The sequence below is a fragment of the Novosphingobium sp. GW821-FHT09E05 genome (assembly GCF_059416165.1).
On sequence record NZ_JBWKOQ010000001.1, the window covers coordinates 1,936,478 to 1,959,532 of the forward strand.

At 66.9% G+C, this 23,055-nt stretch carries 20 protein-coding genes; 13 read left to right on the forward strand and 7 right to left on the reverse strand.

Annotated features, from left to right (window positions below; all coding sequences use genetic code 11):
• Positions 1-23: 23 nt before the first annotated feature.
• The 5 genes from AC07M9_RS09070 to AC07M9_RS09090 are packed head-to-tail and all read left to right on the forward strand — an operon-like array spanning position 24 to position 5,744.
• Positions 24-1,250, forward strand: a complete 1,227-nt coding sequence (locus AC07M9_RS09070) for a CaiB/BaiF CoA transferase family protein (protein ID WP_494883120.1) — start codon at positions 24-26, stop codon at positions 1,248-1,250.
• Positions 1,251-1,298: 48 nt separating this feature from the next.
• Positions 1,299-1,589: a hypothetical protein gene (locus AC07M9_RS09075; protein ID WP_494883122.1), complete on the forward strand. Its 291-nt coding sequence runs from the start codon at positions 1,299-1,301 to the stop codon at positions 1,587-1,589.
• Between the two features lie 51 nt (positions 1,590-1,640).
• Positions 1,641-3,140, forward strand: a complete 1,500-nt coding sequence (locus AC07M9_RS09080; protein ID WP_494883124.1) for a class I adenylate-forming enzyme family protein — start codon at positions 1,641-1,643, stop codon at positions 3,138-3,140.
• The gene (locus AC07M9_RS09085; protein ID WP_494883125.1) at positions 3,124-4,326 is read left to right on the forward strand and encodes a CoA transferase; all 1,203 of its coding nucleotides are present in this window, start codon (positions 3,124-3,126) and stop codon (positions 4,324-4,326) included. The genes AC07M9_RS09080 and AC07M9_RS09085 overlap by 17 nt, the downstream gene beginning before the upstream one ends.
• On the forward strand, positions 4,320-5,744 hold the full coding sequence (locus AC07M9_RS09090) for an amidohydrolase family protein (protein WP_494883126.1): 1,425 nt from the start codon (positions 4,320-4,322) through the stop codon (positions 5,742-5,744). Before AC07M9_RS09085 ends, AC07M9_RS09090 begins: the two co-directional genes overlap by 7 nt.
• Here the strand turns inward: AC07M9_RS09090 and AC07M9_RS09095 are convergent.
• Complete coding sequence (locus AC07M9_RS09095; RefSeq protein ID WP_494883128.1) at positions 5,679-6,659, reverse strand: enoyl-CoA hydratase/isomerase family protein; 981 nt, start codon at positions 6,657-6,659, stop codon at positions 5,679-5,681. The genes AC07M9_RS09090 and AC07M9_RS09095 overlap by 66 nt on opposite strands.
• Positions 6,660-6,948: 289 nt before the next feature.
• Here AC07M9_RS09095 and AC07M9_RS09100 point away from each other — a divergent pair, with 289 nt between their 5' ends.
• Positions 6,949-7,764 carry a helix-turn-helix domain-containing protein gene (locus AC07M9_RS09100; RefSeq protein ID WP_494883130.1) on the forward strand — a complete coding sequence of 272 codons (816 nt, stop codon included), beginning with the start codon at positions 6,949-6,951 and terminating at the stop codon, positions 7,762-7,764.
• Positions 7,765-8,230: 466 nt separating this feature from the next.
• On the opposite strand, the gene AC07M9_RS09105 is transcribed toward AC07M9_RS09100, so the two are convergent.
• The 3 genes from AC07M9_RS09105 to AC07M9_RS09115 all read right to left on the reverse strand — a co-directional run bounded on the left by AC07M9_RS09105 (position 8,231) and on the right by AC07M9_RS09115 (position 10,923).
• Complete coding sequence (locus AC07M9_RS09105) at positions 8,231-8,440, reverse strand: hypothetical protein (protein ID WP_494883132.1); 210 nt, start codon at positions 8,438-8,440, stop codon at positions 8,231-8,233.
• A gap of 338 nt (positions 8,441-8,778) precedes the next feature.
• Positions 8,779-10,119 carry an amidohydrolase family protein gene (locus AC07M9_RS09110; protein ID WP_494883134.1) on the reverse strand — a complete coding sequence of 447 codons (1,341 nt, stop codon included), beginning with the start codon at positions 10,117-10,119 and terminating at the stop codon, positions 8,779-8,781.
• A 57-nt stretch (positions 10,120-10,176) separates the two neighbouring features.
• A complete protein-coding gene (locus tag AC07M9_RS09115) occupies positions 10,177-10,923 on the reverse strand; it encodes a DUF2889 domain-containing protein (protein ID WP_494883136.1) in 747 nt (248 codons plus the stop codon).
• Positions 10,924-11,269: 346 nt separating this feature from the next.
• Here AC07M9_RS09115 and AC07M9_RS09120 point away from each other — a divergent pair, with 346 nt between their 5' ends.
• From AC07M9_RS09120 to AC07M9_RS09130, 3 genes are read left to right on the forward strand one after another with little or no spacing between them, the layout of a single operon-like run.
• Positions 11,270-13,453 carry an acyl-CoA dehydrogenase family protein gene (locus AC07M9_RS09120; protein WP_494883138.1) on the forward strand — a complete coding sequence of 728 codons (2,184 nt, stop codon included), beginning with the start codon at positions 11,270-11,272 and terminating at the stop codon, positions 13,451-13,453.
• 13 nt (positions 13,454-13,466) lie between these two features.
• Positions 13,467-14,288, forward strand: coding sequence for an enoyl-CoA hydratase/isomerase family protein (locus AC07M9_RS09125; RefSeq protein ID WP_494883140.1), 822 nt, complete (start codon positions 13,467-13,469; stop codon positions 14,286-14,288).
• A 48-nt stretch (positions 14,289-14,336) separates the two neighbouring features.
• Positions 14,337-17,171, forward strand: coding sequence for a M16 family metallopeptidase (locus AC07M9_RS09130; RefSeq protein WP_494883142.1), 2,835 nt, complete (start codon positions 14,337-14,339; stop codon positions 17,169-17,171).
• A gap of 63 nt (positions 17,172-17,234) precedes the next feature.
• On the opposite strand, the gene AC07M9_RS09135 is transcribed toward AC07M9_RS09130, so the two are convergent.
• Complete coding sequence (locus tag AC07M9_RS09135) at positions 17,235-18,113, reverse strand: isocitrate lyase/PEP mutase family protein (RefSeq protein ID WP_494883144.1); 879 nt, start codon at positions 18,111-18,113, stop codon at positions 17,235-17,237.
• 91 nt (positions 18,114-18,204) lie between these two features.
• Complete coding sequence (locus tag AC07M9_RS09140) at positions 18,205-18,882, reverse strand: HAD-IA family hydrolase (RefSeq protein ID WP_494883146.1); 678 nt, start codon at positions 18,880-18,882, stop codon at positions 18,205-18,207.
• A 59-nt stretch (positions 18,883-18,941) separates the two neighbouring features.
• Here AC07M9_RS09140 and glmU point away from each other — a divergent pair, with 59 nt between their 5' ends.
• Positions 18,942-20,324, forward strand: a complete 1,383-nt coding sequence (gene glmU / locus AC07M9_RS09145) for a bifunctional UDP-N-acetylglucosamine diphosphorylase/glucosamine-1-phosphate N-acetyltransferase GlmU (protein ID WP_494883148.1) — start codon at positions 18,942-18,944, stop codon at positions 20,322-20,324.
• A 62-nt stretch (positions 20,325-20,386) separates the two neighbouring features.
• Here glmU and AC07M9_RS09150 read toward each other — a convergent pair whose 3' ends face one another.
• Positions 20,387-21,127, reverse strand: a complete 741-nt coding sequence (locus AC07M9_RS09150; RefSeq protein WP_494883150.1) for a tetratricopeptide repeat protein — start codon at positions 21,125-21,127, stop codon at positions 20,387-20,389.
• A gap of 196 nt (positions 21,128-21,323) precedes the next feature.
• Between AC07M9_RS09150 and AC07M9_RS09155 the strand changes: the two genes are divergently transcribed.
• From AC07M9_RS09155 to AC07M9_RS09165, 3 genes are all read left to right on the forward strand, one after another.
• Positions 21,324-22,154: an AIM24 family protein gene (locus AC07M9_RS09155; protein WP_494883152.1), complete on the forward strand. Its 831-nt coding sequence runs from the start codon at positions 21,324-21,326 to the stop codon at positions 22,152-22,154.
• 117 nt (positions 22,155-22,271) lie between these two features.
• A complete protein-coding gene (locus AC07M9_RS09160) occupies positions 22,272-22,673 on the forward strand; it encodes a CopG family transcriptional regulator (protein WP_494883154.1) in 402 nt (133 codons plus the stop codon).
• On the forward strand, positions 22,670-23,050 hold the full coding sequence (locus AC07M9_RS09165) for a type II toxin-antitoxin system VapC family toxin (protein ID WP_494883156.1): 381 nt from the start codon (positions 22,670-22,672) through the stop codon (positions 23,048-23,050). Before AC07M9_RS09160 ends, AC07M9_RS09165 begins: the two co-directional genes overlap by 4 nt.
• The last annotated feature ends 5 nt before the right edge of the window (positions 23,051-23,055 follow it).

Sequence of the window (23,055 nt, forward strand, 5' to 3'; positions counted from 1 at the left end):
CCTTGCAGGAAACAGGACCGCACATGAAGCAGGTGATGAAAGGCGTCCGGGTGCTGGAAGTCGCCCAGTTCGTCTTCGTCCCTGCGGCCGGCGCGGTGCTGGCCGAATGGGGCGCCGACGTGATCAAGGTCGAGCATCCGGTGCGCGGCGACACCCAGCGCGGGATGCTGACGATCGCCGGCGCGAAGCTCGATGCCGTCGTCAACCCGATGCTCGAGCACCCCAACCGCGGCAAGCGCAGCATCGGCATCGACGTCGGCACGGAGGAGGGCCAGGCGCTCATCTACGAGCTGGCGAAGACCGCCGATGTGTTCCTCACCAACTACCTCCCCTCCGCCCGGCAGAAGCTGAAGATCGACGTCGAGCACATCCGCGCCGCCAATCCCGACATCATCTACGCGCGCGGCACCGGCTACGGCGACAAGGGCCCGATGCGCGACCGGGGCAGCTTCGATGCCACCGCGTTCTGGATCCACTCGGGCCTCGGCGACGCGCTGACCCCGCAGGAGTTCGACGTTCCGCTGACGATGGGCGTCGGCGGCCTCGGCGATTCCATCAGCGGCATGTTCCTCGCCGGCGGCATCGCGGCCGCGCTCTACAACCGCGCGCAGACGGGCGAGACCTCCGAGGTCGACGTGTCGCTGCTGAACAGCGCGATGTGGTCGATGGGCCAGGTCGTCGCGCCCTATCTGCACACCGGCAAGCAGATGCGCGTCTCCGCCCCCAAGCCCGGCGGGGCGATGGTCAACCCGTTCCTCGGCCATTTCCTGACCAGCGACGCCCGCGCGATCAGCCTCTTCATCATGGTCCCCGGGCCCTACATCCTCGACACCTTCACGCACCTAGGCGTCCCCGAGGCCGCCGAAGACCCCCGCTTCGTCGATGCCCTGTCGCTGATGGCGAACAGCGAGGCGGCGAGCGCGGTGATCACCCAGGCCATCGCCGCCCGCCCCTTCGCCTACTGGTGCGAGCATCTCAAGACCATGCGCGGCCAGTGGGCCGCCGTGCAGACCCTGCTCGAACTGGGCGAGGACGCGCAGGCCATCGCCAACGACAGCTTCATCGAGGTCGACCCGATCGACGGCTCCGCGCCGATGCGCATCGTGCGCAGCCCCGTCCAGTTCGACCATGAGCCCTTCGCCACTACCCGCGCCCCGCAGCTATCCGAACATACCGAGACGGTACTGCTCGAACTGGGCCTTGAATGGCCCGAGATCGAGCGCCTAAAACAATCGAGCGCCATCGCGTGACCGCGCGCCGCCCGACCTCACGCACACACGAACGACAAGGAACCTGAAATGAAGCCTGGAACCCGCCTCAAGAGCGCCACCTGCGACACCGAGGTCATGGTGATCCGCGCCGCCGACGGCCAGATCGAATGCGGCGGCTCGCCGATGGGCGAAGCCAAGCCCGCCGAGGCCGCGCCGCTCGCCGCCGACTTCTCGGCCGGCACGCTGATGGGCAAGCGCTACGTCGACGCCGACGGCCAGTACGAACTGCTCTGCGTGAAGCCGGGCAAGGGTTCGCTCTCGGTCGACGGCACCGCGCTCGTCGTCAAGGACGCCAAGCCGCTTCCTGCTTCGGACTGATGGCCGCTTCCGACTGACCTCCCCTCCTCCCGACAGGCACACCGCAAACCGATGAACATCGCTCTCCTTCTCGAAATGGCCGCCGAGGCCGCCCCCGACCGCATCGCCCTCGTGTGCGACGGGAAGCGCTGGACCTACGGCGACCTCCTCGCCGCCGCGCGCGGGAGCTTCGAGCTGATCCAGGAAAGCGGCGCCGAATACGTCGCGCTGCTCGACGAGAGCAGCGAGGCGGCGGTGATCGCGGTGTTCGGTGCGGCCCTGGCGGGGGTGCCCTACTGCCCGCTCAACTACCGCCTGCCCGACGCGGACCTGGCCGCCCTCCTCGGCCGCATCTCGCCCGCGCTGGTGATCGGCGACGAGGAGCGCGTGCTTCGCATCGCGGGTGACCAGGACCACACCGTCCTGGCGCGCGAGGAGTTCACGCTCAAGGCGCAGGAAACCGTACCCGGCGACGACGCGCGCGAGTACGACCCCGGCGAAGGGGTGGCGATCCAGCTGTTCACCAGCGGAACCACCGCCGCACCCAAGGCGGCGATCCTGCGCCACTCCAACCTCATCGGCTACATCCTGGGCACCGTCGAGTTCGCCAGCGCCGACGAGGCCGACGCCGCGCTGGTGGTGGTCCCGCCCTACCACATCGCCGGAATCTCGGCGTTGCTCTCGTCGATCTACGCCCAGCGCAAGATCGTGATGCTGCCCAACTTCTCGCCCGAAGGCTGGCTTGCGCTGGTCGAGGGCGAGGCGATCACCAACGCCTTCGTTGTTCCCACCATGCTGGCCCGCATCGTCGATGCCATGGAAAAGGGCGTCGCGGCCCGGACCGCCACCTTGCGCGCCATCGCCTACGGCGGCGGCAAGATGCCGCTCGAGGTCATTCACAAGGCGCTCGAACGCTTCCCGGATGCGGGCTTCACCAATGCCTATGGCCTCACCGAAACCAGCTCGACCGTCGCCCTGCTCGGCCCCGAGGACCACCGCGAAGCGCTCGCTTCCGACGATCCCAAGATTCGCGCCCGCCTGACCTCGCTGGGCAAGCCGATCCCCACGATCGAGATGGAAATCCGCGGCGAGAATGGCGAAGTCCTGCCCGTGGGCGAACCCGGCGAAATCTACGTGCGCGGCGACCAGGTCTCGGGCGAATACAAGGAAAAGAGCGCGCTCGACGCGGCTGGCTGGTTCCCCACTCGCGACGCCGGCTTCATGGACGAGGACGGCTACCTCTTCCTTTCCGGCCGCGCCGACGACGTGATCGTGCGCGGCGGCGAGAACATGTCGCCCGGCGAGATCGAGGACGTGCTGCTCAGCCATCCCGCCATCGCCGATGCCTGCGCCTGCGCCATTCCGTCGATCGAATGGGGCGAGACGGTCGGCGTCGCCATCGTCACCCGCGAAGGCCATTCCGCGCCGGGCGAGGCCGAACTGAAGGAACTCGTCCGCTCGCGCCTGCGCTCCTCGCGCGTGCCCGAGCGGATCGCCTTCGTCGCCGAACTGCCCTACAACGAGATGGGCAAGCTGCTGCGCCGCAAGGTCAAGGATGTACTTGCCGACTGACGCCGCGTCCGGCCCGGCGATCCCGCTGGCGCGCTGGGCCCAGAGGCAACTCGAGACGATGCGCAGGGCGCACGGCGTCACGCTTCCCGACGGCGCGACGCTGATGTGCGAGCGTGGGTCGAACGGCGGCTACGTCATTGCCGGCAGGACCTCGGCAGGGCTCGGCGGCAGTCGCCTCATGCCCACCCGCGACGGCGGCTGGTTTGCGCTCACCCTGATCCGCGACGTGGACCGCGAACTGCTGCCCGCGCTGTTCGGCGAGGCTGACGTGGACGGCCACGACTGGAACGCGATTGCTGCGGCCGTGCTGCGGCACGATTGCGCCAATCTCGTCGCCACCGGACGTATCCTCGGCCTGCCGGTGGCCTCGGCCGACGAGACCCCGGCATCACCTCCGATCGAGATCACGCTGCGCGGCGCGCGGCGCGAACGCCCTGCCGGGCACCGTCCGCTGGTGGTCGATCTCTCCGCGATCTGGGCCGGGCCGCTCGCCGGCCACCTCCTCTGGCAGGCGGGCATGGAGGTGGTCAAAGTCGAAAGCCTCACCCGGCCCGACCTCATCCGCCGCGACGATCCGGCGACCTTCGACCGCATCAACCAGGGCAAGGCGAGCCTCCTCGTCGACTTCGCCAGCGAGGTGGAAAAAGCCGCGCTCATCGCCCTGATCCGCCGCGCCGACGTGGTGATCGAATCCTCGCGCCCCCGCGCCTTGCGGCACCTCGGCATCGATGCGGAAGCGCTGGTACGCGAAGTGCCGGGCCTCGTCTGGCTCTCCGTCACCGGCCACGGCACGAGCGGCGAGGCGGCGGAGTGGGTCGGCATCGGCAACGACTGCGGCGTCGCGGGCGGACTGTCGCGCGCGATGGCGGACCTGACCGGCGAGCTGGGCTACGTCGGCGACGCCATCGCCGATCCCCTCACCGGGATCACCGCGGCGCGCGAGGGCCTTGCCGCCTACCGCAGCGGCGTGGCCCAGCGTATAGGCCTGTCGATGAGCGCGATCACCGCCATGGCCCTGGCCGAGGAACGCCGACACGACCGCGCGGCGATCGACGCCGAACTGCGCGCGTGGGGCTCGTCGGTCGGGAGCAGCTTCCCCCATGTGCAGCCGCGCCTGCTGACGGCCGAAGTCCGTGCGATCGGCGCCGACACCGCCCGCTATCTCGGCGCGCCTGCCCCGTGCTGATCCGCGACGCCGAACTCGCCGGGCAGCGCTGCGGCGTGCGCATCGAAGGCGCGCGCATCGTCGAAATCGGCGGCCTCATCCCCCGTCCCGACGAACCGGTGATCGAGGCCCGCGGCGGCGCGCTGCTGCCGGGCCTGCACGACCACCACATCCACCTCGCCGCCCTCGCGGCGCGGCGCGGTTCGGTGCCCTGCGGCCCGCCCGAAGTCGTGGACGCCGAAGGCCTCGCCCGCGCGCTGCAGGTGCCCGGAACCGGCTGGCTGCGCGGCATCGGCTTCCACGAAAGCGTGATGGGCGGCACTCTCCCCGACGCCGCCGCGCTCGACCGCATGGTCCCCAACCGCCCCTTGCGCCTGCAGCATCGCACCGGCCGGATGTGGCTGCTCAACTCTCGCGCCCTAGACGAACTGCTTGCCATCGCCCCGCCGCCGCCGGGCCTCGAACGCGCAGGCGACCGCTTCACCGGCCGCCTTTTCGACGAGGACTCTTGGCTGCAGCAAACGCTCGGCAGCCTGCCGCCGGACTTCGCGCAAGTCAGCGCCGAACTCGCGCGTTGCGGGGTGACCGGCGTGACCGACATGTCACCGCGCAACGATCCCGTCATCGCCCGCCATTTCGCGCAGCAAAAGGCAGACGGCAGGCTGCTCCAGTCCGCCGTACTTGCCGGCGCCCTGTCGCTGGCAGAGGCTCCGCAGTCCGGTTGGCGCCTCGGCCCGCTCAAGCTGCACCTCCACGAAGCCGCCATGCCCGACTTCGACGAGGCCCTCGCCTTCGTCCGCGCAGGCCATGCGGAGGGGCGTGCACTGGCGGTCCATTGCGTGACCGAAGTCGAACTGGTGTTCACCATTGCCCTGATCGAGGCGGCGGGCGCCCTGCCCGGCGACCGCGTCGAGCACGTCTCGGTGGCCTCGCCCGAACTGGTCTCCCGCATGGCCGAACTCGGCCTCCACGCCTGCGTCCAGCCGCACTTCATCGCCGAGCGGGGCGACCGCTACCTTGCCGACGTCGAGCCGCGCCACCACCCGGACCTCTACCGCCTGCGCTCGCTGCACGACGTCGGGCTGGCTCTGGCAGGCGGCAGCGACGCGCCTTACGGCAGCGCCGATCCGTGGTCCGCCATGGCCGCCGCCGTCAGCCGCACGACGCCCGGCGGCGCGGTGATCGGGCCGCAGGAAGCGCTGACGCCCGAGCACGCGCTCGCGCTCTACCTCACCGATCCGCTCGACCTTCCCCGCCAGCGCCGGATCGCACCGGGCGAGCCTGCCGATCTCTGCCTGCTCGACCGCCCCTGGGCCGCCGCGCGAACCCGGCTGGGCAGCGGCGACGTGGCCGCCACGATCGCCGGCGGCCGGCTAGTCCACCAGCGCGTCGACCAGCCCCCACTCGAGCGCCTGTTGCGCGCCGATGCGCCGGCCTAACAGCACCATCAGCGCGGTCCGCTGACGCCCGATGCGCCGCGTCAGCGAGACGCAGCCGCCGGCGCCGGGGATGATCCCCATCGCCAGTTCGGGCAGCTGGAACCACGAACGCCGTGTCGCGGTGATGCGGCTCGCGAAAGCGGCGAGTTCGAGCCCCGCGCCGATGCAGGCCCCGTCGATCTCCACCGCGAACCGGTCGCCGCAGCGCGCCGCCTCGCGCGCCGGGAGCGTCCGGCAGCGGATCATGTGCGCCGTCGCCGGGTCGGTCGTCGTGCCGAACTCGGTGAGGTCTGCGCCCAGGCTGAACGCCTTGCCCTTCGCGCGCAGGGTGAGGCGGGTGATGGTCGGGTCGGCGTTCACCAGCGCGAAGGCTTCGTGCAATGCGTCGCGCGTTGGGCGGTCGATGGCATTCCCCGCCTCCGCCCTGTCGAGCATGGCGACCACCTCGTCCCCTTCCCGGGACAAGGCGATCCTGCCCGGGCCGACCACACACACGGGCGCCGGCCGGCTCGCGATCCAATGCCGATGCGCGGCGCTGCCCTGGAGCGTCGCGTAGGCCAGCGACTCCGCCGTCAGTCCGTCCTCCAGCGACAGGGAAGGAAGCAGGCGCAGGAGCTGGACGAGCGTCGCGGCGGCCAACGGCGACTGCATCACGCCGCCTGCGATCACGCCCGCACACGAGCCGGCATCGATCACCGTATCCAACCCGGCTGCGACAGGGTGCGCTGGATCGCCTATCCCCACCACCGGCCACGGCGGCATTGGACCGATTTCCAAATGGTGCGGCGCGGCATCCAGATCGACGAACGTCATCGGCTCCGGCCAGGCGAATCCGGCATGGACAATCTCTGCCGCCGATACCGTCAATCCCGCACAATCCATGACTTCCAGGGCATCCAAACCGATTCCGTTCATCGCTGGAAAGGCATGGCCCGACAGAACGCCGTTGACCAGCCCCGAGCTGCGTCGGCATGCTTTTCGAGGAGGTCCGCAACGGCCCTGCCCGAGCGATCTGGGCATCGGCGGCGGCGTGCTCGATTGCGGTCAAGTCGTATACAAAAGAGTCGCTTGATGAACAGGAGTGTTGATGCTAACCCAAGTGAGCAAAAAACGAGAATGACTCAGTTATCTGGGCAACGACTCCGGGAAAGAGGCAGGCTCGTCAAAGCGAGTTCATCAACCAAGCAGAGGGAGGAGAGACCTCATGTCTGGAAAGACGTCATCGTCATCGAACAAGGCCAAGATCGCACGGCGGGTCATCGAGGTACTGGAGTACTTCGACGACGCGCACCGCGAAGCTACCGTCATGGACATCGTCCGCCGTTACAATCGACCACAGTCGAGCACGTCGGAACTGCTTTCGAGCCTGGTTGAACTGGGCCTGCTTCACAAGGACCCCTACTCGCGCGCCTACAGCCTGACGCCCCGCGCCGCGCTGATCGGCACCTCGGGCCAGCCCGAACTGGTGCGTGACGGACGCATCGTGCGCCTCATGGACCGCCTCGTGGCGCAAACCGGCCTGTCGGTCGCGCTGCACTCGATGGTCGGGCTCGACGCCCAGATCGTCAACTGGCGCCACGGCCCTCGCGCCCTCGCCGCGACCCGCGAACTCGCGGGCGGCGTCAAGGAACCGCTCGCCCGCAGCGCCGCCGGCTGGCTGATGCTGTCGACCATCGCCCGCCAGCGCTGCGAAGGCATGGTCCGCCGCCTCAACGCCGAGGCCGAGGAACAGGGCAAGTTCGCCTTCTCTGAAATGATGTCCCGGATCGACGGCTGCCGCGAGCCGCGCCATGTGTTCGGCCCCGCCGGCTTCGGCACCGGCGCCGACGCCCTGAGCGGCCTCGTCCCGCGCCAGCCGGACGGCCACCCGCTGGTCATCAGCGTGGTCTACGGCAAGGACGACAAGGTCAATCCGGAGGCGCTGTTCCAGTGCCTGCGCGACGCCATGATGGCCTGCCTGCCCGACCCGGCCCCGCAGCACCCGCAGTCGTCGGTCGAGCAGTTCTCGCACGCCGCCTGATCGGTTATTGATCCCAACGGGAAAAGGCCTCGCGAGACATCTCGCGGGGCCTTTTCTTTTGCGGGCGGGGCTCGCTGGAGCGCTCGGGATAATTCGTCGCTGTACGGGCGGGGATGTGGCCGTCGAAAATACGCGGTTCCAGCGCGAAAGCGGACTGTCCGCACTTGCCCGCTTAGCGGATAAGTGCGGCGTGTCGAAAGCGGTCATCCCCCGGGTGTTGTTTCTTCCGCAGCGCGTTGTCCGGAAAGTCCCTTAAGGGTCAACTGTGTTGCTGGGTGATAGTTGCGGACGATGTCGTCAGCTCGCTTCTTATCGGATGGCGACAGATGCTTTTCAAAGCCGCTAAGCCACTCGGCTTGCTCTGCATCGGGGGCAGATCGAACCAGAAATAGCCTAATATAAGCAGCAGTTTTGGCAGCATCGGGTTCGACGCCGAATGCACGGTTATAAACTAACACAAGCCTCATCAGCCCGCCAGACCATCCTTGAGCAGCAGACTTTTGTAGCCAAGCAGTCCGAGCGGCACATCCCCACCGCGTGCGTAAAGAACCCCCACATCCTGTTCAGCCAGAGCGTATCCGGCCTTCGCCGCGACCAGCTTGTACTGGAGAGTCAATTCCGCGTCAGGGGACACTAGCTCCGCGCCCTGCCGATCATAGGCCTGAACGTAGGCCATGCCGTCGCTTCCCACAACGTCGGCTTCCCAGGCACGCTATCGACGAACGGATTGTCCGCTTCCACCCCCCTTTCAGTCCTTCTCCCACGGCGTAGGCGCTTCCCCGAAAGCAGCCATGCCGATGGACGCCGTTGGCCCGTTATGCACGCGACACTTGCCACATGCTTCCTGCATCGCGCTCACCTGCTGCGTTAGTTCAGGTTCTTTCACATCGTCGCAAAGTCCGGCGGCACGCGCCATCAGAAACGGGCGCTGCGCATGTGCTTCGTCAACAAACTCCTCCCCTCGCGCCGGCGAAGGGAGGATGCTCGATTAAAGTTCGGTCATCGGCCCTTTTTTCACGCCTCCTGCCCGGCCATGCGGCTCATGCGGTCGGCGTCGTCGTGGCGCATGAACATCTGCATGATGTCGCCCGAGGTGACCGGGCGCACGTCGCCTTCCGCCAGCGGACGTTCGCCGAGCGAGGACTTGGGTGTGATGTCGACGCCTGCCGCCTTGGCCTTGGCGCGCAGGGCGCCCACCGTTAGGTCCGCCTTGGCGTGATGCTCGAACGGGTCGAAGCGAAACCAGCGCATCGCGTTGCCGTGGGTGATCTTGTCGATCTGCGCGTCGGTCAGGTGGTTGATGGTCGGCCACAGGCGCTCGGGCACTTCGGGCCAGAGCGTGTCGGAGTGCGGATAGTCGCACTCGTACGCGATGTTGTCCTCGCCGATGAACTTCACGTTCTGCAGGCCGAAGGCGTCGTCGATGAAGCAGTTGAGGAAGTGGCGCCGGAACATCTCGCTCGGCTTGAGGTGCTGGAAGCGCGAATTGGTCCAGTACTTGTGGCGCGAGTTCGAGAAGTCGGCGCGCTCGGTGAAGTAGGGTACCCAGCCGATCGAGCCTTCGGACAGGGCGATGCGCATGTCGGGATACTTGTGCAGCGCCTCAAGCTGCAGCCAGTCCGAAGCGGCATAGGCGATGGTCATCGGCATCGTCGAGATCCACGCCTCGATCGGCGTTTCCATCGAGGCGTGCGGCGCCGGATTGCCGCCCCCGATGTGAATGCAGATCGTCATGTCGAGGTCGGTGATCGCCTTGTAGAACGGGTCCCAGTAGGCGTTGTGGATCGAGGGCAGGCCCTGGCAGGTCGGGTTCTCGCTGATCGAGACGGTGTGGCAGCCCTTGTCGGTGACTCGCTTCAGCTCGGCAATCGTCGCGTCCATGTCCCAGGTGGGGAGGATGGCGCAGGGGATGAAGCGGCCCGGATGGGCGCCGCACCACTCGTCGATGTGCCAGTCGTTGTAGGCGCTGACGTGCTTGACCGCGAGCGCCTTGTCGGGGACGCGGTGGAGGCGGCCGCCGGCGAAATCGAACACCGAGCCGAAGTTGAGCGAGGCGGCGACGCCGTTGACGTTCATGTCCTTGACCCGCTCGTCCACCCGGTAGACCCCCTCGCGCAGCTGGTCGAGCGAGGTCGGTTCCATGCCGTATTCCTCGAAGGGACGGCCGACCACGGCGTTGAGCGCCACCGACGCGAAGCTCTGGCCTTGGTAGACCCATACGTCCTTGCCGTTCTCGTCCTTGACCATCTTGGGCGCGGATTCGAGCAGCGCGCCGGAAAGGTGGTTCTGGAACATGTCGGGCGGTTCGCTGATGTGATCATCCACGCTGATGAGCACCATGTCGTTCATTTCCATCTCTCGTCTCCCATGTAGTGCGAGTGGCGCCGGTTGTTGTTCCCCGGGTTCTTCCTGTCAGCTTTGACTGCGCTCAAATCGTTCGCGAAGGCCATCCAGCGGGTGGAGGGCGCCGGAACTGAAATCCTTCGTCGGCGCAGCCTTGATGGCGTGCTCCACGTGCCCGTGCTGCATGGTAAAGCAACTGGGGCGGTGAAACAGCGCTGCATGCTTGTCTGTGTCGGACATGGTGCGGCCATGTGCGACGAGGCCGGCCCATTGTAGCAATCGGGCAGCCTCCTGTACGCCCCCTGCAAGCCCAGCGATCCAGTCGCGCAAGGTGAGCAGTGACTGGCCGGCCACGGCGGCAGGCTGGGCCAGAATGCCGTCCCGCTCGGTCCAGCGGTGGATCAGGGCACCGTCGCGGCGCCCTTCGAGCACACGCTCGCCCTGTCGCGGATCGCTGACGGCAAAGCTCAATTCGCTCGGCCCGGCGTCGCCCGCGTGGGCGGATGCGAGCATCGCGAGGTCATGGAGGTGCGTGCAGTTGGCCTGCTTGTCGTGCCGTGCCGTGACTTCGGCCAGCGGCACGCCGGTGAAAGTGTCACGCAGTACCTGCTCGGCGCCGGGACAGGTCGTCCATGGAATGCGGTCCATGAATGCGGTGACGCCTGTGACCCGTATGCTGTCGTGCTGAAGTTCGACCACCATGGCATGCAGGTCGTCCTCGAGCAGCGCGCGCACCGCTTTCTCGCTCGGTTCGATCCGGATGACGCGGCGATAGCCGGGCACCGCAAACACGTCGAACGAGGCGCAGGCGATCATGCGCCGAGCCGCGCGGGCGCATGCAGGCCGAATTCGGGCATTGGGCGGATCAAGGCGCTCCCTTTCATGGCTGCACCGGGATAGCGGAGACTATCCCTGTCGCTGCCCGCTTGCCATACGGCCTCGTCCCGGACAGTAGCTATCGCTTGTGCGATTGCCCTCCCCTAACGGGAACTTGCGCCTCGCCTGCCGCGGTGCCCGAAGCCGCCGGAAAACACCTTCCGCATCGTGCCCGCGATTGCCAAGCAAGGTGGATTGAACGCCCCTGCGACCTGTGTTCAGGACCGTAGGTGAAGCGCGCCTGTAACCGCTGAACCGACAACGATAAGCCCCGGGAAAGTCTGCCATGAACTTCGACCTCACCGACGAACAGGAAATGATGCGCGACACCTTCGCGCGCTTTCTTGACGAGCATTCCAGCACCGTGCGCGTTCGCAAGGCGCAGGAGACCGACGGCTTCGACGCTGGCCTGTGGAGCGGCCTCGCTGACCTAGGCGCTTTCGCGATGCGCGTGCCCGAGGAGGCCGGCGGCATGGATTTGGGCCTGTTCGATGCAGCGCTGCTGATGGAGGAGGCGGGGCGCACGCTCGTCTCCGGCCCGCTCGCCGAAGCGCTGGTCGCCACGCGCCTGCTGGCCCAGCTCGGCGGGCAGGACGACCTGCTCGAAGCGGCGATCGGCGGCGAGACAGTGGTCACCATCGCCATGCACGACATTGCCGACAAGCCAGTGCAGTGGATCGCGGGCGGGGCAGTGGCCAAGGCCGTTGTCGCCCGGCGCGGCTCCGATGTGGTTCTGGTGACGGTGGCTGGCAAAGGCGAGGCGAACCTCGCTACGACACCAATTGCCGAACTGGACCTCGGCGCCGGCGAGACCACCGTGCTCGCCTCGGGCGACGAAGCGTTCGGCCAGTTTGCCGCCGCGCTGGAGGAGTGGAAGCTCTACATCGCCGTCGGCCTCTCGGGCATCGGCCGTCAGGCGCTCAAGATGGCGGCCGAATACGCGGGAGAGCGCAAGGCGTTCGGCCAGCTCATAGGCACCTTCCAGGGCATTTCACACCCTTTGGCCGACCTGCTCTGCGACGTCGACGGCGCCAAGTTCCTCGCCTGGAAGGCCATCCGCGACATCTACGATGCTTCCGACGAAGCGGGCGCGACGATCTCGCTCGCCTACTGGTACGCCTGCGACGCCGCCGCGCGCGCGGTCGCGCAGGGGCTGCACACGTTCGGCGGCTTCGGCCTGTCGAGCGAATATGACATCCACCTCTACAACCTTCGTGCCAAGGGCTGGCCGCTAGTCGCCGGAGACCCCGCCCTGGCGCTTGAAGAGGCCGGCCGCCGCCTCTACGCCGGTGAAAAGCCCGCCCTGCCCGCCTCCGGCGAAGTCCCGCTGGACTTCGACCTCGGCGATGAGGCCCGGGCCGTCTGCGCCGAAATCGCCGAGCTGTTCGCCACCAAGGTGACGCCGGAAATGAAGGCGAAGTTCCACTATTCCTGGGAAGGCTACGTCCCCGAAGTCCACAAGATGCTTGCCGAGCACAGCCTGCTGTTCCCCGGCCTGCCCGAGCACCTCTCGGGCCGCAACATCACGCCCTACGCGCGCATCGCCGCGATGGGCGAGATGGAGCGCCAGGGCTACAACACCCCCGGCGCCAACGTCGCGGCCATGGTCGCGATGATGATCGACAAGTACGGCAGCGACGAACTCAAGGCCGAGGTTCTGCCGAAGATCACCGGCGGTGATGTGCTGTGCTCGCTGGGCTATTCCGAACCCTCCTGCGGCTCCGACGTCTTCGCCGCGCAGTGCAAGGCCACGCAGCAGGCGGACGGCTCCTGGCGCATCGACGGCACCAAGATGTGGACCAGCGGCGCCAACCTCTCCAGCTACGTGCTGATGCTCACGCGCACCAATCCCGATGTGCCCAAGCACAAGGGCCTGACGATGTTCATCGTGCCGCTCAAGACCGAGGGCGTGACTGTCCAGGCCGTCCATACCTTCCAGGACGAGCGCACCAACATCACCTTCTACGACGGCGTGGTGATCCCCGATTCGTGGCGCCTGGGCGAAGTCGACGGCGGCGTGAAGACGATGAGCGCCGCGCTCGAACTGGAACACGGCGGCGGTTTCTCCAAGGTCATGAAAGCAATGATCGAGGCGGCCGAGACGCTGACCGAGGACCTCGGCATCGCAGGCGAGACCCGCACCCAGTGCCGTCTCGCCCGCAGCGTCGCGCACCTGTGGATCTCGGACATGCTGACCTACCGCGCGCAGTGGTCGAGCGTGGAAAAGAAGCCCAACTTCGGCTTCGGCCCGATGTCGAAGATGTACTCCTCGGAGAAGTTCCTGAGCGACAGCCGCGACCTGCTCGACCTGACAGCGCCGGTCTCGCTGTCCAAGCGCGAAGGGCCTGCGGGCTTCCTCAACCAGTGCTATCGCCATGCCGCCGGCACGACGATCTACGGTGGCACCAGCGAGGTGCACCGCTCGATGGTCGCCGAACGCGGGCTCGGCCTGCCGCGCACGCGCGGTTGAAGAAGGACAAGAGATGACCGAAGAAACACCGCACCTGCTGACCGAGGAGACCGACGGCATCCTCATCGCCACGCTCAACCGGCCGGACAAGCTCAACGCCATCAGCCGCGAGATGATGGACGGGCTGACCGAAGCCGTCCTGCGCCTGCGCGAGACGAGCGAACTCAAAGTGATGCTGATCCGGTCTGCCGGGCGCTATTTCAGTTCGGGCGCGGACCTGCGCGGCGGCAATCGCAACATTCCTTCGCAGGCCAACGTCGCCGCCAACACCGCGAGCAAGATCCGCGAGAACCACCGCCTCAACCTCAACAACATGCAGCAGTTGTGGGATGAGATGGAGCACGTGGAAAAGCCCATCGTCGTCGCGCACCATGCGATGTGCGTGGGCGGCGGGCTGGAATTGAGCCTCTCATGCGACTTCCGCCTCGCCGCGAAAAGCGCAGGGTATGCGTTCCCTGAGGGGCTGTTCGGAGTACTCCCCGCGTCCGGCGGCGTCTCTCGCCTGACCCGGCTGTGCGGCCCGCACTGGGCGCGCTGGCTCATCATGGCGAACAAGCCCGCCAGCGCCGAGATGGCCTTCACCATGGGCCTCGTCCATCAGGTCTACGAGGACGAGACGTTCGAGGCCGAAGTCATGGATTTCTGCCGCCACCTCGCCAAGCAGAACGGCGAGCAAATGGGCGCCGCCAAGGTCGCCATAGACCTGTGCGCCGAAGTCGGGCGCGATTCATCGCGCCAGGTGGAGCGCATGGCCAACAGCGCGCTGATGCTCAACCCGGACTACATCAAAGGCATGGAAGCCTATCTCAAGGGTGTGGGCGGCAAGGGCAAGTAACCTTCCGCCCCTTGCCAACCCGCACTCATCGGGGCACTCCATACCCCGATGAGAGGTTACCTGATTGCGACCCTGCTCGTGCTGGCGCCATTGCCGCTGGCCGCGAGGGAACACCCCGTTCGAGACGCCGCCGCCTGGGCGTTCGAGCGCAGCGACGTCCCGCTCGACGCTGACTTCCGCTTCGGCCGGCTCGATAACGGTCTGCGCTACGTCATCCGGCACAATGCCACGCCCGCGGGAACCGGCATCGTGCGAATGGACGTGGAAGCCGGGTCACTTGATGAAACCGAGCAGGAGCAGGGTTTCGCTCACTTCGTAGAGCACATGGCCTTCAACGGCTCGTCGCGCATTCCCGAAGGCCAGATGATCCCGTTGCTCGAGCGCGAAGGACTGGCGTTCGGTGCTGACACCAATGCCTCCACCGGCTTCGACCGCACGCTCTACAAGCTCGACCTGCCCCGCGCCGACCCTGCCCTGCTCGACACCGCGCTCATGCTCATGCGCGAGACGGCGGGCAACCTCACGATCTCGCAGGGCGCCATCGACCGGGAGCGCGGCGTGGTTCTCGCCGAAATGCGCGACCGGAATTCCTGGTCACTGCGAAACACGATCGGCTCGACCAAATTCTTCTACCCGCAGGCGCGCTATTCCGAACGCTTCCCGATCGGTAAGGTCGACACGCTAAACGCCGCGACGGCCGATACCCTGCGCGCGTTCTACGAACGCGAATACGTGCCCTCCCATGTCACGCTGGTGATCGTCGGCGATTTCGACGTTGATGCTGTCGAGGCCGCGATCGTGCGCCATTTCAACGACTGGAAAGGCGCACCCGCCGCGCCCCAACCCGATGCCGGCCCCATCCGTCCCAAGGATGGTGATCGCGCCGAAATCCACGTCGACCCCGCCCTTGCCGAGCGAGTCACCGTGCAACGCAATGGCAAGCACCAGGATGAACCCGATAGCGTGGCCCAACGCCGCGAGGGGCTATTGCGATCGATCGGCTACGACGTCGTCAATCGCCGCCTGCAGCGCCTTTCGCGCAGCGCCGAGCCTCCATTCAGAGGCGCCGGTTTCGGCACGGGCGACGTCTTCGACGCGGGGCGTTCGACCCGGCTCATCATTGACAGCGTCGATGGCAAATGGCGCACTGGCCTGGACGCCGCTGGACGCGAATACCGCCGGGCGCTGACTTACGGCTTCCAGCCAAACGAAGTGGCGGAGCAGGTGGCGCAGATCCGCACCGCTCTCGCCAACGCGGCGAGTTCCGCCGCCACCCGCAGCAACGCGGCATTGACGCAGCTTGCGCTTTCCTTGGTGGAGGACGAACTGGTACCGTCCACCCCGCAGTCCGCCCATGAGCGCTTCGAGGCGTTTGCCCCGCGCATCACTCCGGCGGCCGTGCTGGCGGCAATGAAACGCGAAGCGCTGGCGCTCGACAAACCGCTGATCCGCTTTCAGGGACGGCAGGCCCCCGAAGGCGGCGAGGCAGCATTGCGCGAAACATGGCGCAAGGTCATGCACGCAAGGATCGTTCGCGAAACTACCGGTACTACAGCGCAGTTTGCCTACACCGATTTCGGCAAGCCGGGCGAGGTTATCAGCGACATCCGTACGGCCAGCCTCGGCATCCGCGAGGTCCGCTTCGCCAACGGTGTCATGCTCAACCTCAAGCGGACCGATCTCGAATCCGACCGTGTTCGGGTCAGCCTCGCGATCGACGGCGGCGACAGGCTCGCTACGCGCGCCAACCCACTGGCGAGCGAGATGACGCCCTATCTCGACGAAGGTGGCCTGGCCCTCCACAGCCGCGACGATCTCGATTCGATCCTGGCCGGAAAAACCGTGGGCTTCGGGCTTTCACGCAGCGAAGCCAGCTTCGATTCGCAGGTCGCGACGACGCCGCGAGACCTCGAACTCCAGTTGCAGCTGCTGACCGCATTGATGACCGCGCCCGGCTATCGCCCCGAAGGCGAGGTGCAGTACCGCCAGCAGATCAACAACTACTTCGCCCAGGCCCGCGCCACTCCCGCATCGGCGCTGCAGGCGGACCTTGGAGCGATCCTTTCGGACAAGGATCCCCGCTTCAGCCTGCAGAAGGTTGAGGACTACCGGCAGCTCACGTATGCCCGGTTCCAGAAGGACATCGGCGATCGGCTGGCACACGGCGCGATCGAGGTCGGCGTCGTGGGCGACATCGACGAGGAGCGGACGATCGCCCTGGTAGGCGCCACGCTGGGCGCCCTGCCCGCCCGCGAAACAGCGTTCCGGGACTACGGCGACCAGCCTGCCCGCCCGTTCACGAAGGACCGCTCGGCCCGCGTGATCCGCCACACCGGCCCTTCCGATCAGGCGCTGCTGCGGATCACGTGGCCGACCCGCGACGATAGCGATCCGGTCGAAACGCTGGCGCTCGAAATGCTGGAGCGGGTCATGCGCGTCGAACTGACCGACCAACTGCGCGAAGCGCTCGGCAAGGCCTATTCCCCTTCCGCGTCGAGCTACCTCTCGCATGAGTGGAAGGGATACGGTGTCTTCAGCGTCAATGCCTCGGTCGAAGTCTCGGAAGTGCCCGCCACTCGCGCCGCTATCCGCCAGGTCGTAAGCGAATTGCGCGCCGCGCCGGTAAGTGAGGACATCCTGCGCCGCGCCCGCCAGCCGATGATCGAAGGCTTGCAGAACGCGCTCAAGAGCAATGGCGGCTGGATGTCGCTAGTCGACCGGGCGCAGACGCAGCCCGACCGGATCGAACGGTTCGAACTGGCCAGGGATCGCCTCCTGGCGCTGTCCCCGGTGGACGTGCAGGCGGTCGCGAATCGCTACCTCGCGCCCGAAGCGCGGCTCGAAGTGCTGGTGTTGCCCGAGGGCGTAGTGGCCCCGAAGTGAGGTCCCGTCAGACCAAGACTTCCTCGTCCAACCTACCCGGTGCGCGCTTCCCTCGCCCGACGATCACCGCGCGTGGTTGGGCCTTGTAGGCTTGCCGGTCCGCTCGGCCCAGTCGACGATCAGCTCGTCGTAGAGGTTCTGGTCGATCAGGTCGTACTTCTCGGGGAAGTTGGTGAACGCCTCCATCGCGCTCGCCACGCCGCCGGTCTCCATCAGCTCCCGCGCCATCTTCAGGTGATTGACCGCCGCCGAGACCCAACCCCAGCCGGTCGACAGCGTGAACTGGGTGCCCGGCAGGTTGAAGCCGAGCGTGCAGACCGGGATTTTCATTTGCGGAATCACCTGTGCCTGCTGCTCCGGCGGAGCGCTGGCGAAGACGATGGCATCGGCTCCCGCCTCGGCATAGGCGTGCGCGCGGCGGATCGCCTCGTCGATCGATCCGGTGCCGCCGCCGCCATTGGCGCTGGTATAGAGTTCGTCGCAGCGCGCGATGATGACGAGGCCCGAATCGCCCCGCGCCTTCACGCCCGCCTCGATCCGGCACTGCATCTCCTCGATCGAGCATAGGCCGTTGACGTGCTTGGAGTGCTTGGGATTGATCTCGTCCTCGACGTGGTAGCCCGCAATACCGGCAGCGACGTACATCTTCGTCAGGCGGTAGGCGTCGGCCACCGTCTCACCGAGTGTGTCGGCATCGGCGATGAGCGGAATGGTCATGGCCTGGGCAATGCGGCCTGCCTGGTCGATCTGCTCTATCTGGCTGAAGCTGCCGTTGTCCGGCACCGCGTAATGAAACGCCGAGCAGGCGTGACCGCCAAGGTAAGCAGCCTTGAACCCGACATGCTCGACGATGCGACCCGTCAGCGCGCTATAGGCCTCTGCGGCGACGAAATGGTCGCCGTTCTCGATCAGTGCGCGCAGCTTTTCACCCGGTGTCGGCATCGCTTCGTCTCCCTCTTTTGCCCGAGGGCTCGCACGGCGGCCGGGTGGAGGCAAGCACGGCCGCTTGCCTCGGGCGGTTATCGGGTGGGCGTTATGCCCCGATGCGTTGCAGTGTCGGAACGAGTTCGTCGAAGTGGTCGATAACATTCGCCGCCGCCATTTCCTCGGGCGACAGGTCGTTGAAACCGAAACCTACGACGACGCAGGGCAAGCCCGTCGCAGCCGCCGCGCGGGTGTCATAGCTGGTGTCACCAATGTAGGCAGCCCTGCCTCCACCGCCGCGCTCCAGCATCAGATGCAACAGGTCAGGACGCGGCTTGGCGCGACCGGGGCCAAGCGTGTCGCCACCGATGACGGTGTAGAACCGCTCCGACAGGCCAAGCTCAGCGAAGATCTTCACGGCGAAGCGTTCGAGCTTGTTGGTGACGACCGCGATCTTGACCCCGCGCACCGCCAGTGCATCCAGCATCGCCTCTCCGCCGGGAAACAGCCGGGTTTCCACCGCGATGTTGGCCTCGTAGAAGGTGAGCAGTGCCTCGTGCAGTGCCTCGAACCGCGCGTCGTCCACCGCACCGCCCGTCGCCAGCATCGCGTTGGCCAGCATCTTTCGCGCGCCGCCGCCGACGAAGCCGCGCACCTCCGCGACCGGCACGGCCCGCCGCCCCTCCAGCGAGAGCGCGTGGTTCACCGCGTTGGCGAGGTCGCCGAGGCTGTCGAGCAGGGTTCCGTCGAGGTCGAAGCCGACGATTTCAAAGGGAAACAATGTCATCCCCGCCGCAGTGGCGGCTTGGTGTGGAAACCGCAACAATTTGCTGGCAGGAGTGGCCCATGACTTCTGCCAGTATGCCGCTCGCCCAGCCCCCCCTCGCCATCGTCGTCCTCGCTGCCGGCAAGGGCACCCGCATGAAAAGCGACCGGCACAAGGTGCTGCATCCGATAGCCGGGCGGCCGATGCTCGAGCACCTGCTCGCGAGCGCGCTGGAGCTTGCACCGGAGCGCCAGGTCGTCGTCGCCGGGCACGGACGCGAGCAGCTGGAAAAGGCGCTCGGCCCGCGCGCCACGATCGCGGTGCAGGACCCGCAACTCGGTACCGGCCATGCAGTGCAGCAGTCCGAACAGGCGCTGGCGGGCTTCGTCGGCGACGTTCTTGTTCTCTACGGCGACGTGCCGTTCGTGCGGGCCGAGACGATGCGCGCGATGATCGAGCGTCTCCACGCCCCCGACGCGCCTGCGGTGGTGGTGCTCGGCTTCGAGCCTTCGGACCCGCTGCAGTACGGCCGCGTGCTCGCCCACGACGACGGCCGCATCGCGATGATGGTCGAATACAAGGACGCCACCGACGAGCAGCGCGCCTGCCGCCTTTGCAACTCAGGGCTGATGGCGGTGAAGTCGGCGGACCTGTTCGACCTGCTCGCCAAGGTCGGCAACGAGAATTCCCAGGGCGAGTACTACCTCGTCGACATCGTGAATATCGCCACGCTCGAAGGCCGGGCCTGCGCCGTCATCGTGACCGACGATCCGGACGAGGTAGGCGGCATCAACAGCCGCGGCGAACTCGCCGAGGCGGAAGGCCGCTGGCAGGCGAAGCGCCGCATCCGTGCCATGGCCGAAGGAGCGACCCTGATCGCGCCGGAGAGCGTGTTCTTTGCCTGGGACACCCGGCTTGGCCGCGATGTCACGATCGAGCCGAACGTCGTGTTCGGTCCGGGCGTGACCGTTGCGGATGACGTGGTGATCCATGCCTTCTCACACCTCGAGGGCGCTACGCTGGAGAGCGGGGTCGCCATCGGACCATACGCTCGCCTACGCCCCGGCGCGGTTCTGAAGGCAGGGTCGAAGGTCGGCAACTTCGTCGAAATGAAGAACGCCGTGCTGGGGGAAGGTGCCAAGGCCAGTCACCTTACCTACCTCGGCGATGCGACCGTGGGTGCGCACGCCAACATCGGCGCGGGCACCATAACCTGCAACTACGATGGCTACTTCAAGCATCAGACGGTGATCGGCGAGCGCGCCTTCATCGGTTCGAACAGCGCGCTGGTGGCGCCCGTTAAGATCGGCGCCGACGCCATCGTCGCGGCCGGCAGCGCGGTGACGCGCGACGTGGCTGACGGGGAACTGCGCCTCGTGCGCGGCGAGCAGCTGGTCAAGCCCGGCTGGGCCGACCGCTTCCACGACGCCATGAAGAAGAAAAAGACCGAGAAGGAAGACTGAACGACTGGCGGCGGCACGCCCATGCCGCGCCGGCTGTCACCGGACGCGGCGCACTGCGGTGATTAGGAACCGATCGCCTTCCTGCGGGAGATGTTGCCAAGTTCGGCGCGGGCGATCTCGCTCTGCGGATCGTATTGCAGCGACTGCGTGTAGAGCGCCTCCGCCTCGTCGTAATGACCCATCGCAGCCTTGTTGAACCCCATGCCGCGCAGAGCGCGCGCCGCAACCGAAGCGTCGGGGCCGGCCGTGGACTTGTCGACGATCGACCAGGCACGGGCGAAACCATCGTAACTCTTCTGCCAGTCGCGCCGCGATTTGAAGAGTTCGGCATATTCGTTGGCGAAGTGCGCATTGGTCGGCGCCATCTGCGTCGCCTTGCCGAGTTCGGCTTCGGCGAGGTCGCCCCGGCCAAGATCGATCAGTGCGAAGCCCTTGCCGAAGTGCGCGTCGCACACCGCCGGATCGATCGAAGCGGAAGCATCGCCGGCCGCCCCGTCGCCGAGGCGGCAAAGGCGCGGCCTGGTGTCACCGGCCAGATGCACCTGGCCCTGCGCGATCACCTTGTCGAACAGCTTGACCGCCTGTTCCTGCTTGCCGCGACGAATGAGGTTGAAGCCCTGCTTCACGTCCGCGCCCGCATCGAACTTGGGGGCGGGCCGCTCGAACGCCGCGGCGACGAGTGCCACCGGAACCATCGTCGAATGGTCGCCGTCGGCGGAACTGGCCTGCGCCGATCCGGCGAACAACAGGGAAACCGAGCCTGCCAGTGCCATCAATGCTGTCGACGCAATTCTTGCGTTCATCCGTGATATCCTCTCCCGGAACACCGTTGCCGCACCGGTCTGCGCCGGGGCTTTCCTAACGGGCCAATTGCCGGCCAGTGTTCGTTGAACGGTGGAGAATATCCGACCGGCGCGGTTTGACAAGTCGCCTTGCCGAAATCACACCGTCGTTGATCGCATCCGCCCCCGAAACGCAGCCAATACACGGAGATTATCGATGGCAAACAGTCCCTGGAGCCACAGCCGCAGTTCCTCGATCGCCGACGACGTCGATTTCGAGATCAAAGGCCAGGAACTCCAGTTCGTCGAGATCGAGCTCGATCCCGGCGAGAGCGCCGTGGCCGAAGCCGGCGCGATGGTCTGGAAGGACGCCGCGATCGACATGACCACCGTCTTCGGTGACGGGTCTGGCGACCAGAGCGGCGGCTTCATGGGCAAGCTGCTGGGCGCGGGCAAGCGCCTCGTCACCGGCGAGAGCCTGTTCACCACCGTCTTCACCCATCGCGGCGCGGGCAAGGCGCGCGTGTCGTTCGCGGCCCCCGTCCCCGGCGCGATCCTGCCGATCAAGCTCGACGACGTGGACGGGCAGCTGATCTGTCAGAAGGACGCGTTCTTGGCGGCTGCACGCGGCGTGTCGATCGGCATCCACTTCCAGCAGAAGATCATGACCGGCCTGTTCGGCGGCGAAGGCTTCATCATGCAGAAGCTGGAAGGCGATGGCTGGGTCTTCGTCCAGATGGGCGGCACCGTCATCGAGCGTGAGCTGAGCGCCGGCGAGGAACTGCACGTCGACACCGGCTGCGTCGCGGCGATGACCGCCGGCGTGGGCTTCGACGTGATCCGCGCCGGGTCGGTCAAGTCGATGATCTTCGGCGGTGAAGGCGTGTTCTTCGCCCGCCTGCGCGGCCCGGGCAAGGTGTGGATCCAGTCGCTGCCGTTCTCGCGCCTTGCAGGACGCATGCTCGCCGCCGCCGGTTCGCGCGGCGGCCAGAGCCGGGGCGAAGGCTCGCTTCTGGGATCGCTCGGCAACATGCTCGACGGGGATTGATGACGCGCTTGTAATGTCGGGGACAGCGCCAGGTCATCGCCGATGGCGCACTGTCCCCGGCATGGCTCACGACCCATCCGCCTTGCCGGTGATATCACGATATGATATCGCGATATCATGACCCGCATCCTGGCAGACCTTCCCGATGAGGACATCCGCTGGCTCGACGCGCGCGCGGCCGAACTCGGCAAGTCGCGCGCCTCGGTCCTGCGCGAGGCCGTCAGCGCCTATCGCGCCGACGGGTCGCAGGACTGGATCGATCGGGGTTTCGGCCTGTGGAAGGACCGCACCGACATCGGCGATGCCGTCGAATGGCAACGACGCGAACGCGCCGCCACTGCCCGGCCCTGGGACTACGACTACGAGGAAGTGCGGGCCGAGTTCCCCGACCTGTTCGACGAGGTCGATGATCGCGAGCATGAGCATTACCGCAAGGTCATGGGCGCCGATGCCTTCGCCCCGCGCGTGCCGAGACCGGACGTTTCCCGGGATGATGCCGGGGCGAAACCCGCCTCGTGACGAGCTTTGCGTTCGACGCCAATATCGTGATCGACGCGCTGGGCGGCATCCCGGATGCGCGGGTCGAAATGCGCCGGGCGGTCGGCATAGGACGGCGCCTGTGGATCAGTCGGATGGCCTGGATCGAGGTCATGTCCAAGGGTGATGGCCCGCTGCTGCAGCGGACCGAAGCCTTCCTGTCGGGCTTCGCCATCGACGAGGTCGACGAAGAGATCGCCACGCGCGCCGCATCCCTGCGCCGGGAGCGCCCTCGCCTGCGCTCGCCCGACGCCATCATCCTCGCCAGCGCGATCGTGCGCGGGCGCATTCTGGTTACACGAAATACCAAGGATTTTCCGGCAAGCATGCCGGGCATCCGCGTCCCTTATACCCTCTAAGCTAA